The sequence below is a fragment of the Mesorhizobium sp. WSM4312 genome, from assembly GCF_002294875.1.
GTDB lineage: Bacteria > Pseudomonadota > Alphaproteobacteria > Rhizobiales > Rhizobiaceae > Mesorhizobium.
In genome coordinates this window covers 83,449-96,371 of sequence record NZ_NSFU01000018.1, presented here as the reverse complement: position 1 = coordinate 96,371, position 12,923 = coordinate 83,449, and the positions used below count along the sequence as shown (strand labels likewise).

Sequence of the window (12,923 nt, the reverse complement as noted above, 5' to 3'; positions counted from 1 at the left end):
AGGTCACGGCATAGGTCTGGGGTTTTCCGACGAACAGATCATCGGCATTTTGAAGGAGCACCAGGCCGGGCTCTCGGCGACGGAGCGTTGCCGCAAATACGGCGTGAGCGACGCGACCTTCTACAAGTGCCGCTCAAAGTATGGCGGCATGGATGTGTCGGAGTCGAAGCGGCTGAAAGCTCTTGAGGAGGAGAACGGCAAGCTGAAGCGTCTGCTGGTCGACGCCATGCTCGACGTCTCGACCTTGCGCGACATGCTCGGAAGAAACTTCTGACGCCTGGGTCGAGGAGGACCGCCGTGACCTGGGCGATCGAGAACAAGGGCTATTCGCTGCGCCGGGCTTGCGGGCTCATCGGCATGGATCCGCGGGTTTACCGCTACCGTTCGAGCCGGCCGGACGATGCAGGCCTGCGCAAGCGGCTGCGGGAATTGGCCGCTGAACGCCGGCGCTTTGGCTACCGTCGGCTGCACCTGCTCGTGAAGCGCGAAGGCGTGGCGGTGAACTGGAAGAAACTCTATCGCCTCTATCGCGAGGAGCGGCTGACGGTGCGCAAGCGAGGTGGCCGCAAGCGGGCATTCGGGACCAGGGCGCCGATGGCAATCCCGCAGGGCGCCAACAGCGCTGGAGCCTTGACTTCGTCTCCGACACGCTGACCGATGGCTGCCGCTTCCGGATCCTGTGCGTCATCGACGAACTCAGCCGGGAGTATCTGGCCACGGTCGTCGACAAACTCGATCTCGGGTGAGCGTGTCGCCCGGGAACTAGACATCATCGCCGAGCATCGCGGCTACCCCTGCATGATAGTGTCGGACAATGGCACCGAGCTGACCTCGAATGCCATCCTGGCGTGGCAGGAGGACCGGCAGGTCGAATGGCACTACATCGCGCCGGGCAAGCCCACCGACAACGCCTTCATCGAGTCCTTCAACGGCAAGTTCCGCAGCGAATGCCTCAACGCCCACTGGTTCCTGACGCTTGACGACGCCCGCTTGAAAATGGAGCAATGGCGTAAGGACTACAATACCGTCCGACCCCACAGCGCGATCGGCAACAAGCCGCCGATTTCGCTCATGAAAGGCTCATCGGCGGCTTCCGCCACCTGAGCCAGACCCCCCGGAAGTTCCGGCCCGGGGCGATCCAAAGAAGGGGAGCACCTCAAAACGTGAACAGGGCTAGCTCATAGACGCGGACGAAACGGGGAGCACGTCACCCCCCTTCAACGGGATATCGCCGTGCCCCTAAAGCCCCTGGCCGACACCCTGGCCGCTCGACAGACCTCGGCATCGGTGCATTGATAGATGGGCTGAGCCTTGATCACGGCTCGAAGCACCAGGCTCTCATCGGGCTGTTTGGCTGCTCAAATTGCGAGGCAGCCGGCCGCGACCGCTGGCCTGTGTTCTTTACCTTCATCCCCGGTTACGAAGGCCAGTAGCGGGCTGGAACCGCAACGGGGCGCTTCCTGGCCGTCGGGGGGTGGCCTCGATATGCGCGCAAAAAGCCGGACATATGAGCGCAAGCGATCCGATCAAACTATCTCAGCCAATACTTGCACGCAGGGGGCCGTCCACATATGAGATCCAGCGGCACAGCGAGGAGCAAGGATCATGCGGAAGACAGCCTGCGGCTCATGGAACTGGCCCGAGATGCCAGCCGTCTGTTTGCTCAACAGGCTCCAAACGAGAAGAAAGGACTCTTGAATCTGGTGCTGTCGAACTGCGAATGGAATCGCGGCGAAGTCGCGCGAACTCCAGGCAACCTTTTGACTTACTTATAGATTCAGCGGCGGCTGCGGCACCAAACGAGCCCTCCGGGGCGAAATTGTCCGCAAGGCAGCCAGTTTGGCTGAGCAATCTGCGGTTTTTTGGTAATACAAATTGAAAATTGCGCCCTCATGTTTCACAACAGGTCGGTAGAGCCAGGACGGTTCCGAAGCCTGCGGGTTTGTCACAGTCCTCAAGGCGAGAATTCGAAAAGACGTTCAACTATGACCCAGCACACAGAAAATGCCCGAATTCTCATGTACAGCCACGACACGTTCGGGCTCGGCCACTTGCAGCGCTGCCGGACGATCGCGCATTCGCTGGTCGAGGATTTTCGCGGACTTCAGGTGCTTATCATTTCTGGTGCGCCTATCGCTGGCGCCTTCGACTACCGCGCCCGTGTCGACTTCGTGAAGATCCCCAGCGTCATCAAGCTGCGCAACGGCGAATACACCTCGCTGGAGAAGGATATCGATCTGCATGAGACGCTAAGGATGCGCCAGTCGATCATCCGCCACACAGCCGAGACCTTCCGGCCGGATATCCTCATCGTTGACAAGGAACCGCTCGGCCTGCGCGGTGAGATTGAGGACACGCTGTCCTACCTCAAGACGCGGGGCACCACGCTCGTGCTGGGCCTGCGCGAGGTGATGGACGCGCCGCATCTGCTCGAAGCAGAGTGGGCACGCAGGGATGTGATGCGCAAGATAGGGCTATTCTACGACAAGGTCTGGGTCTACGGTCCGCCGGATTTCTACGATCCGTTGACCGGCCTGTCTGTGCCGCCGGCTGTCAGAGCAAAGATGAAGTTCGTGGGTTTCCTGCAACGGAGCCTGCAGAAGAACGAGTTGCCGGGCCACCGGCCCGAGGGCGAATATATCCTCGTTACCACCGGTGGCGGCGGTGACGGCGGTGAGTTGATTCACGACGTCATCGATGCCTATCAGCAGGATCCGCAATTGCAGCATAGGGCGCTAATCGTGCTTGGGCCTTACATGCCAGCGCGCAAGCGCAACAAGCTGCTCAAAAAGGGGTCCAAGATCCCCTATATCAACATCATCGAGTTCGACAACCGCATGGAAGAGCTGATTGCCGGCGCCAAGGCGGTGGTGGCGATGGGCGGTTACAACACCTATTGCGAGATACTGTCTTTCGACAAGCCGGCGCTGATCGTGCCGCGCGTCAAACCTCGCGAGGAACAACTGATTCGTGCACGGCGCGCCGCCGAACTCGGCCTCATCGAGATGCTTTTGCCGGAAGAAGCGGAGGATTCTCAGCGGTTTGCCAAGGCACTGGAAGGGCTGCCAAACCGGCCCCGCCCATCGCAGAGCAATCCGCATCTGACGTTGGAAGGGCTGCCTCATATTTCCGAAATCGTCGCGGAACTGCTCGACCGGCGGGCCGGCCATCACCTTTCGGTCGTTGAAGGCATGAGCTGAATTGCAACATCGCAAGATCGTCGTGGTTCTGAAGGGCTATCCGCGGCTGTCGGAAACCTTCATCGCGCAGGAACTGCTCGGTCTGGAGCGTTCGGGGTTCGACCTGATACTCGTCGCGCTCAGGCGGCCGACCGACGCGGGACGCCACCCCGTGCATGACGAGATCAAAGCGCCCGTCCATTATCTGCCGGAATATCTGCATGAAGAGCCGCTGCGCGTGGTTCGCTCGCTGTTTGCTTATCTGCTGCGGCCGGGCTTCTGGCGCGCGCTCGGATCGTTAGCTGCCGATATCCCCCGCGACTTTTCGCGCAGTCGCGTCCGCCGCTTCGGACAAGCGCTCGTGCTGGCGGCGGAATGGCCGGAAGACGCGGGGTGGTTGCATGCACATTTCGCGCACACGCCGGCATCGGTGACGCGCTATGCCAGCCAGCTTCGTGGCCTGCCCTGGAGCTGCTCGGCCCATGCCAAGGACATCTGGACTTCGGCTGACTGGGATCTGGCTGGCAAGCTTTCCTCGGCGCGCTGGACGGTCACTTGCACGAAAACCGGGTTCGACCGTCTGAAAGAACTCGCTAGCGGCAACGCGCGTGTGCATCTTAGTTATCATGGGCTCGACCTTGATCGCTTCGGCAGTTTCGGCGAGGCTCGGAACCAAAATGACGGCTCGACGCCGGACGAACCGGTTATCGTTCTGAGTGTCGGGCGCGCCGTTGAAAAGAAAGGTTACGATACCTTGCTGGAGGCCCTTGCCCTCTTGCCTGATAATTTGGCGTGGCGTTTTGAGCATATCGGCGGCGGCGAGGAACTGGAACGGCTCAAGGCGCTGGCACAAAAACTTGGACTGGATGGTCGCGTCTCTTGGAGGGGCGCGCTTGCGCAGCAGGAGGTGCTTGAGCACTACCGTTGCGCCGACCTCTTCGCCCTGGCCTGCAGGATCACCGCAAATGGTGACCGGGACGGTCTGCCGAATGTGCTGGTGGAGGCAGCTAGCCAGCGGCTTGCCTGCGTGTCGACCGATATTTCCGGCGTGCCGGAGCTTTTGTCGCCGGATGAAACCGGGCTGCTGGTTCCGACGGAGAACCCAATTGCCCTGGCACAGGCGCTGGAGCGCCTGATCCGTGATCCCGTGCTGCGTACCCGCCTCGGCGAAGCCGCAGAGCGGCGCGTGCGCGACAATTTCGATCATTTGGCAAGCATTGGACAGCTCAAGGAACTATTCGAGCGGGAGTGGGCCTCCGAATGAAGCGGCTGCGGGCTTTCTTCTATGTCCAGCACCTGCTCGGTATCGGCCATCTCGCGCGCGCCAGCCGCATTGCGGCCGCTCTGGTCGATGATGGGTTCGACGTAACCGTCGTGACCGGCGGAGCGCCGATCGCGGGGTTTCCCGGACGGGGGGTAAAATCTGTAACGCTTCCACCTGTCACCTCCGGTGATGAAGGATTTTCCGGACTTGTCGACCTGCAGGGCAAACCCATCGACGATGATTTCAAGAAACGGCGTTCGGAGATGCTGCTGCAGGCATTCCGGGATTGCAGGCCTGATATCGTCATTGTCGAGGCGTTTCCATTTGGACGCCGGCAGATGCGTTTCGAACTCTTGCCGCTGATCGAGGCCATCGACGCGACGTCGCCCAGACCGCTGCTGGCGACGTCCGTCCGTGATATCCTTCAGGAGCGCGTCAAGCTGGGCCGAAACGAGGAAACGGTCGATCTCATCAACAGGCATTTCGACCTTGTCATGATCCACGGCGATCCGGCTTTCGCAACCATCGGCAAGACATTTCCACTGGCTGGGGCGATCAGGGCCGAGGTCACCTACACGGGGCTCGTTGCCGCGCCGCCATCGCCCGCGGCCTCCGAGCGCTACGATGTTGTGGTGTCGGTTGGGGGTGGGGCTGCCGGAAAGAGCGTTGTCAGGTCCACCGTCGCGGCAGCCCGGAATGCCAACAACGGTTGGAGATGGTGTTTGCTCACCGGCCCCAACCTCCCGAAAGACGAGTTCGACGCGATTGCACGCGATGCCTCACCTGTCCTGTCCATCTTCCGGTTCCGCGAGGATTTCGCCAGCCTGTTGACCGGCGCCCGCCTGTCAGTCTCGCAGGCGGGTTACAACACGGTCTGCGATGTCCTGCGCGCGGGTTGTCGCTCGCTGCTCGTTCCATTTGCAGCCGGCGGAGAAACCGAACAGACGGTTCGCGCCCTGATGCTCGAAGAGCTCGGTCTCGCAACGGTGCTGACGGAAAACGACCTGACGCCTGAGGGCTTGGTGCTCGCGATCGAACAGACACTTGCCGGACCGACGCCATCCGCGCATCGTCTCGACCTGGAAGGTGCCCGTCACTCCGCGCAAATCCTGCGCGAACGGTATCGAACATGGTCCCTAAGAATGGGGTCCGGTTTCGGAAAGGAACATGATCAAACGGACGATGGGTCCTAGACTATTCATCGGCTTTATCGCGCATCTTGTCTGGCCAGTACGGCGCACCTCAAGTCCTTGTTTTATGTAGATGTCCCAAAAAACGCTGCGCTTTTGGGCGAAATGCATCAAACGGTCCCGATCAGCATGAAGCGCGTATAGTTTCTTGTCGGCAATTCGCCGGAGAACCGCACCTCGCTTAGCGCCGCCATCGCTTCGAATGCTGCAAGTGAAGCCACGCAGTTGATGTGCGTTGGCTCGCTGAAATAATCGTTCGATTGCAGCAGTACATTCGTGCCCCGCGGAAGCAGGGCAAGCCAGGCGCGCAGATCGGCTATATGTTCGCAGCTGGTATTGACCGTCAAGTCGGGCCGCCCGGCCGCATAATCGAGCGCGTACATATCTGCCGTCAGCGCCCGGAACCGGTCGCATGCTTCCCGGTTGAGGGTCCGGGCGACCGCCGCGACTTCGGGATCGATGTCGATGCTATCGATCGCCGCGATGTCGAAGCGGGCGTCGTTGAAGAGCATTGCCGGCAATACGCCGTACCATCCACCCAGGACCCATATGCGCCCGAACCGGCCACCGCTGCTTTCGAACAGCCTGTCGAGCGCCCATGTCTTGCACGCAACCTGCTTGTGGTTGAAGGCGTTGGCGATATCGGCCTTCGGATGCTTGGCGACGACGCGTGCAAGCCCTGCCACGAGAGGGTTGTTGACATAAGCAGCAATTCCCCTCGTGAGGTCCAGGGTTTGCTCGTGCCCGTCCGTGCCGACATTGCGTGGTTGCGTGACATCCATCATATTCGCCTTGTATGTTGGGATTTCGGGCGACACAACGCAATCTTGCCAGCAAAGCCGCCCCGCAGGCTTCGAACGTGTCGCCGGCGATGATTGCCGATGCGCCGTTCACCAGCCAGCGCTTCCACTTTTGTTCTTTAAACTGAAGGTCCACAGTCGCATATGGAACCCAGCCTAGCCCGCTATATCTGGAGGCACACCAAGAAGCAGCAGCTCTGGATATTGATGGTCGTCCTGCTTTCGATGATCCCGTATTTCATGTCCTTCGACCTGCCGAAGCTGATCGTCAACGGTCCGATCCAAGGTAGGGGCTTCGAGCAGCCGGGCGCGACCCAGGCATTCATGCGGCTGCACTACAACCTGCCGTTCATTGGCGATGTCCTGTTCTTCTCCGGTTTTCAGCTCGACCGCAAGGCGACGCTGCTTGCCCTGAGCCTTGTGTTCCTCTTGCTGGTCGTGATCAACGGCCTGTTCAAACTCTACATCAACACCTACAAGGGTCGCCTCGGCGAACGCATGCTGCGGCGTATCCGCTTCGATCTGGTCGATCGTGTGCTGCGGTTTCCGCCGATTTACTTCAAGCGGGTGAAATCCGCCGAAGTGGCGACCATGGTGAAGGACGAGGTGGAGCCGCTCGGCGGCTTCATAGGCGATGCCTTCCTGCAGCCGGTACTGCTCGGCGGCCAGGCGCTGACCGCCATGCTGTTCATCATGGTCCAGAATGTCTGGCTAGGGATGATAGCGGTCGTGATCGTGGTGATCCAGATCGTGCTCATCCCGCGAATGCGGCGGCGGCTGATCGTGCTCGGGCGGCAACGGCAGCTGACGGCGCGCGCACTTTCAGGCCGGGTTGGCGAAATCGTCGAAGGCATCGGCGCGGTTCACGTCCACGATACCTCAAACTACGAGCGCGCCGACATAGCCGCGAGGCTCGGGCTCATCTTCAAGATCCGCTTCGATCTTTACCAATGGAAATTCATGGTAAAGTTCCTCAACAATTTTCTCGCGCAGATTACGCCCTTTCTGTTCTACATGATCGGCGGGTATCTGGTCATCGAGGGGCGGCTGGATGTCGGCCAGCTCGTGGCCGTGATCGGCGCCTACAAGGACCTGCCCGGCCCGATGAAGGAACTGATCGACTGGGATCAGGATCGGCAGGATGTCCAGGTCAAATATCAGCAGGTCGTCGAACAGTTCACCGTCGACGGTCTGATCGCGCCGAGAATCGGGGCGTTGACGATTGACGATCCAGATCCGATGACCAAGCCCCTGTCGGCGATCGGTCTGTCCATAGCGGACGATAGCGGTGCAATGCTCCTCAACCGCATCTCCCTGCAGGTCAAGCCGGGTGAGACGGTGGCGCTGGTCAGTACCGCAACAGGTGGAGGGGAGGCGCTTGCAGAAGCCTTCGCGCGGCTGAACTGGCCGGATAGTGGAAGAGTCGCGTCCGGCGCCGACGACCTGCTTGAACTCCCCGAAGCAGTGACCGGCCGGCGCATGTCCTATGCCTCGTCGGATGTTTTCCTGTTCCAGGCAAGCCTCCGCGATAACCTGCTCTACGGGTTGAAGCATGCGCCGCTGACATCGGTGCCTTATGACGGTGCCGCGGCAGTCCAGCACCGCTGGAACATCGACGAGGCACGCCGGTCGGGCAATCCGGATCTTGATATCCACAGCGACTGGATCAATTACGCTTCCGCCGGCGCTAGCGGCCCGCACGACCTCTTTGAAGCCGTGCGCCGGGTGCTCGACGCGGTTGTTCTGTCGCGCGACATTCTCGATCTTGGCTTGCGCTCTTCGGCCGATCTCACGCGTCACACCGAGCTTGCCAGGCGGATCGTCGAACTGCGCGCGGCGCTGCGAACCCGGCTGGAACACGAAGGGCTGAGCGGACTGGTGGTTCCCTTCGAACCGGGCGCCTACAACAAGGAAGCAACGATCGGCCAAAACCTGCTTTTCGGCGCTGCCGCCGGTCCCCAACTGGCCGACAGGGCCCTGGCAGCCAATCCCTATTTTGCTTCTGTGCTGAGGCAAGCCGGCCTCGACCGCACGCTCTACGAAATGGGCATGGAGATTGCCAAACAGGCGATCGAGCTGTTTGCCGACCTGCCGCCCGATCACCAGTTCTTCCAGCAGCTCGCCTTCATGAGCGCCGAGGAGATACCCGCGTACGAAACCTTGCTGCAACGGCTCAAGAACCGTCCTTACGAGACGGTTTCGGAGAACGATCGCGCCATGATCGTCACCTTGAGTTTTGCCTATATCGAGCCCCGGCACCGCTTCGGCCTGCTGAGCGACGAGTTGATGAGCAAGATCGTCGCCGCACGCAACCGGTTCTATGAAAACCTGCCGCACGAACTGCAAAATGCGGTCGAACGGTATGATCCTGCCAAATACATTGCTGCGGCCACCGTCATGGATAACGTCCTGTTCGGGCGTGTGGGCAACAACCATCCCGACGCTCCGGACCGTATACGATCCATCGTCTATGACATTCTTGACGAACTGGGGCTTTATGGCGAGCTTCTGGATGTCGGTCTGGACTTCAACGTCGGCGCCGGCGGCAGGCGGCTTACCAATGGGCAGCGACAGAAGCTCGATGTTGCCCGGGCCCTGCTCAAGCGTCCTGATTTTCTCATTCTCAACCGGCCGCTGTCGGCGCTCGACCAGCGCATGCAGGATAAGGTGCTGCGAAACGTGCTCGAGGAGGCCAGGCGCGACGGCCAATCGCCGGCAATTGTGTGGGTCGTGACGAATCCGGCAATGGCGACGATGTTCGATCGCGTTGTCGTCTTCGACTCGGGTCAAATGGTGGAAGACGGAACACACGAGACTCTTTTGGCAGGGAACGGTATTTTCAAGGAGCTGCTGTCATAGAGCAACGGACATTCAGATGGGATCATTCTGCCGGTGGAAATTTGGTGCAACATCAAGGATTCGGCGAAGGGTGAAGCGGGACGACATCCGCGCCCAAACCCGAAAGCCTTGCCGCGAATTCACCCGGCCCTACGGGTTTCCGGCTGGCGAACGCCCATTTTGTCAGGCGGCATCGCCTGATCGCACGACAGACATCGGGCTCACATCCCGGAAACAGAATTGATTCCATCTGGACGTTCGTTGCTCTAGTCTGGCAGGGCGAATTTGGGAAGGTTTGCGACAATGCTGCTCAAGGATGAAGTTGGAATGCTGCAACGCGTTCCCTTGTTCTCTGGCATCGAGCCGACAAAGCTCAAGCTGCTTGCGTTCACATCCGACCGCGTGAACTACAGCGCGGGCGAGATCCTTTTCCGGCAGGGCGACGAGGGAGATGCCGCCTATGTCATCCTTTCAGGCAGGGCGGATATTCTGGTCGATTCCGACAGCGGACCCATAAAAGTTGCTGAACTGGTGCCAAACTCCATCGTTGGCGAGATTGCCATATTGTGCAACAGCTCCCGCACTGCCACCGTCAGAGCGGCAAGTCCGCTGGAAGCTTTGAGAATCCCCAAGGATCATTTCCTGAGGCTTATGAACGAGTTCCCGGAAATGACCATCGAGATACTGCGGGTTCTTGCCAATCGCCTAAGCCACACGACCGCAGATCTGATCGACGCACGAAGCACCAAATAACGTATGATGTGCGCTCGATCCTCGCCGCTGTGATGGCACTGGCCTCTGGCTGAGAAGATCACCGGGAGGAGACCTGTCTCGCCTGACAGCAGTTGTTTGGCTACGACGGGCGGCGGGGACTGCAAAGAGGTAAGCATGGACGACGACGCTTTCCTGGTCAGGTTTTGGGGTGTACGTGGCAGCATTCCGGTATCGGGGCCGGAATTCTCTCGCTATGGCGGCAACACAACCTGCATTGAGATGCGATGCGGCAAGCATACGCTTTTGTTCGACGCGGGCTCTGGCCTACAGCCTGCCGGCAGGGCGCTTCGGGCGGCGGGGGTGACCGATTTCGACCTGCTTTTCACCCATTGCCATTACGATCACATCATCGGGCTGCCGTTTTTTGCGCCGATCTATGACCGGAGCGTCAAGGTTGCCCTTTGGTCCGGGCATCTTGCAGGACGCATGACGACCCGGCAGATGGTCGACGAGTTCATGCGGCCGCCGTGGTTTCCGGTGAAACTGGATATCTGCAAGGCACGCCTCGACTGCCGCGATTTCGCATCCGGAGACGTGCTTCGTCCGCGCGAGGGGGTGGTGGTCCGGACCGGCAGTCTTATCCATCCGGGCGGCTGCATAGGCTACCGGGTCGAATGGGGCGGCCGCGTCGTGGCGGTAATCACAGACACTGAGCACGAACCGGACAAACTCGATCAGGCGGTGCTCGACCTGATCGAAGACGCCGACCTCGTCGTTTACGATTGCACCTACACCGAGGAGGAAATGGAACGCCGCCGCGGTAACGGGCACTCGACATGGCAACAGGGCGTCAAGCTGTGTGAGGCGGCCGGTGCGCACGGGCTTGCGTTGTTTCACCACGATCCGACACGCCTCGACGAGGAACTGGACGAGATCGAGAAACTGGCCAAAGACAGGTTTGCCGGCGCTTTTGCAGCACGGGATGGCCAGACGCTCAAATTTCCTGCCTCATTGCACAAAGAAGGCTGAGCTACTTTCCTTTGCCGGCGCTGCGCCCGATCAATGTCTTGATCGGAAGCCACACGCAGGCCTCGGTCCGTGCGGTGACTGCGAACAGCCGTTCGAGGAAAAGCCAGGCCGATTCATCATGTACGAGATGGTGGGTGAGCAGGCCGACCGGTTCGCCGCCATCGAATGCATGCTGCAATTGCGCGATAATAGCCTGAACCAATAGACCATGATCGCGGCAACCGCGCGTGCCATGCCAATCCATGATGTCGACATTGCTGTTGATGACGGCCAGTGAAGCCGGCTTCGGCGGCCCATAGACCGACAATGCCGCAAATCCTGTCGATCCAAGCTCGGGTACAAAGCCGGCGTCGATCCGGTTCCAGGGCGGCACCAGCATCGGAACGGCGCGTGCGCCATGCAGGCCGGTCACGTGCGACAGCCCGCGAGCCAGATCATCGAGTACCGCCTCGCGTGGCCGATGCGCGCCGAGCTCCTGCTTTTTGTGGCCCTCGGGCGCATGATTTCGGTGCGCCCAGCCATGGATCGCGACCGTGGCATGCGGCGCCTCGTGAAGCCGGACGACAAGCTTCTCATCGGTCATAGCCGGAATGACGGCCAGAGTGACCGGAACCGCGAATTCACCGGTCAGGTCGAGCAGCCGATTAAGCGCGGGGGTCGGATCCACGGCGTCATCGTCGCGCAGCCAGAACTCTGCCTTGCGGCCCGCCCGTTGCCGGCACGCCAGTTCGTCCACCAATGGCTGCCAGATCTGATCGGATGTCATGAAGCCGGGATCTTCTGAAGAAGTTCGACCAGATGCGCCGCCGCAGCTCCGAGGGAACGTTCCTCGAGGATGAAACGCCTGGCTTTCGCGGACATGATGGTTCTTTCGTCGTTACGGGCCAGGAGCCTTTCAATGGCAGAAGCGAATGCCGCCACATCGCCCGGCGGGGTGAGAAACCCGGTCTGGCCTTCCCGTACGACCTCCGGTACGCCGGCAACGTCCTGAGCCACCACCGGAAGGCCGGCGGCCTGTGCTTCGAGATAGGCAATGCCATAGGCCTCCCCGTAACCCGGCCAGACGTAGATTCCCCCACTGGAGAGGACATCCGGCACGGCGGCTGGCTCAATCGCGCCAAGCCATTCGATACGGTCGGCGGGCAACCCGGCGAATTGCGCTTTGACCTCGTCGCGGGCAGGCCCGTCGCCGACGACCGACATGGTCCAAGGCAGGTGGCCGATCGAACCGAGCGCTCGCGCCAGCATGCGATAGCTTTCGGCTTTGTCGCCCGGGCGCATCATGGCGATGGTAACGAGGCGCGTCGGGCAACCCCGTGCCGGCGTTTCCCGGAATGCCGATGTGTCGATGAAGGGTGGAAGCATGCCAAGAGCGGCGTCGGGTATCGCATCTGTCAGCCCCCGACGGTCCCTTTGCGTGAAGCAGATATTCAGCGCTGCCTGTTCGACTGCTCGCGCCACCAAGGCTTGCGCATCGGCCCACACGCCGGCGTTGCGCCGCCTCGAATAGGAGGCTTCCGCTGTCACATAGGGGACACCAAAGGCCGACGCCAGCTCGGGTCCGATCAGGTCGGGCGCCTTGTAGTAGGGATGATAGGAGAACCAGAGATCGGGCTTGCCACGATCCCAAAGCTTTGCCAGCCGCGCGACTTCCTCTCGGGCCTCGATCTTGAGCGCATCGAAACCTTTCTGCTCCGGTTGGCGTATATAGAAGCGCAACTCGGATGCCAGTTCGACGCTATGCCCTCCATGCTCCAGCGCCTTGACCAGCATTCGCGCCATCTGGCGGTCGCCGGAGACAACGGGATAATTGGGTGACTTCAGCGGCGCGTAGAAGGCAATTCGCATCGGCGAACCCTATCATCGGAAAGCCTACGCAAGTCAATTTCCAGGCACGATCTACTCAACT

At 60.6% G+C, this 12,923-nt stretch carries 9 protein-coding genes and 1 pseudogene; 7 read left to right on the top strand and 3 right to left on the bottom strand.

Features of this window, described 5'->3' with window-relative positions; genetic code table 11:
* Positions 1-10: 10 nt before the first annotated feature.
* From CK228_RS27135 to CK228_RS27120, 4 genes and pseudogenes are all read left to right on the top strand, one after another.
* A pseudogene (locus CK228_RS27135) lies at positions 11-1,104 on the top strand (IS3 family transposase).
* 881 nt (positions 1,105-1,985) lie between these two features.
* Positions 1,986-3,200, top strand: coding sequence for a glycosyltransferase family protein (locus CK228_RS27130; protein WP_095789783.1), 1,215 nt, complete (start codon positions 1,986-1,988; stop codon positions 3,198-3,200).
* Position 3,201: 1 nt separating this feature from the next.
* On the top strand, positions 3,202-4,443 hold the full coding sequence (locus tag CK228_RS27125; protein WP_095789782.1) for a glycosyltransferase: 1,242 nt from the start codon (positions 3,202-3,204) through the stop codon (positions 4,441-4,443).
* Positions 4,440-5,636, top strand: coding sequence for a glycosyltransferase family protein (locus CK228_RS27120; protein ID WP_095789781.1), 1,197 nt, complete (start codon positions 4,440-4,442; stop codon positions 5,634-5,636). The genes CK228_RS27125 and CK228_RS27120 overlap by 4 nt, the downstream gene beginning before the upstream one ends.
* A gap of 107 nt (positions 5,637-5,743) precedes the next feature.
* Here CK228_RS27120 and CK228_RS27115 read toward each other — a convergent pair whose 3' ends face one another.
* On the bottom strand, positions 5,744-6,415 hold the full coding sequence (locus tag CK228_RS27115) for a class I SAM-dependent methyltransferase (RefSeq protein ID WP_095789807.1): 672 nt from the start codon (positions 6,413-6,415) through the stop codon (positions 5,744-5,746).
* Positions 6,416-6,577: 162 nt separating this feature from the next.
* On the opposite strand from CK228_RS27115, the gene CK228_RS27110 reads away from it, so the two are divergent.
* From CK228_RS27110 to CK228_RS27100, 3 genes are all read left to right on the top strand, one after another.
* Positions 6,578-9,292 (top strand): ABC transporter ATP-binding protein, encoded by a 2,715-nt coding sequence (locus CK228_RS27110; protein WP_095775236.1) that lies wholly within the window; start codon positions 6,578-6,580, stop codon positions 9,290-9,292.
* A 282-nt stretch (positions 9,293-9,574) separates the two neighbouring features.
* Entirely contained in the window at positions 9,575-10,024 is a 450-nt protein-coding gene (locus CK228_RS27105) for a cyclic nucleotide-binding domain-containing protein (protein WP_095775237.1), read from the top strand.
* Positions 10,025-10,159: 135 nt separating this feature from the next.
* The gene (locus CK228_RS27100) at positions 10,160-11,014 is read left to right on the top strand and encodes an MBL fold metallo-hydrolase (protein WP_095789780.1); all 855 of its coding nucleotides are present in this window, start codon (positions 10,160-10,162) and stop codon (positions 11,012-11,014) included.
* Between the two features lies 1 nt (position 11,015).
* On the opposite strand, the gene CK228_RS27095 is transcribed toward CK228_RS27100, so the two are convergent.
* Complete coding sequence (locus CK228_RS27095; RefSeq protein ID WP_095789779.1) at positions 11,016-11,780, bottom strand: polysaccharide deacetylase family protein; 765 nt, start codon at positions 11,778-11,780, stop codon at positions 11,016-11,018.
* Positions 11,777-12,862, bottom strand: coding sequence for a glycosyltransferase family 4 protein (locus CK228_RS27090; RefSeq protein WP_095789778.1), 1,086 nt, complete (start codon positions 12,860-12,862; stop codon positions 11,777-11,779). Before CK228_RS27090 ends, CK228_RS27095 begins: the two co-directional genes overlap by 4 nt.
* Positions 12,863-12,923: the final 61 nt, after the last annotated feature.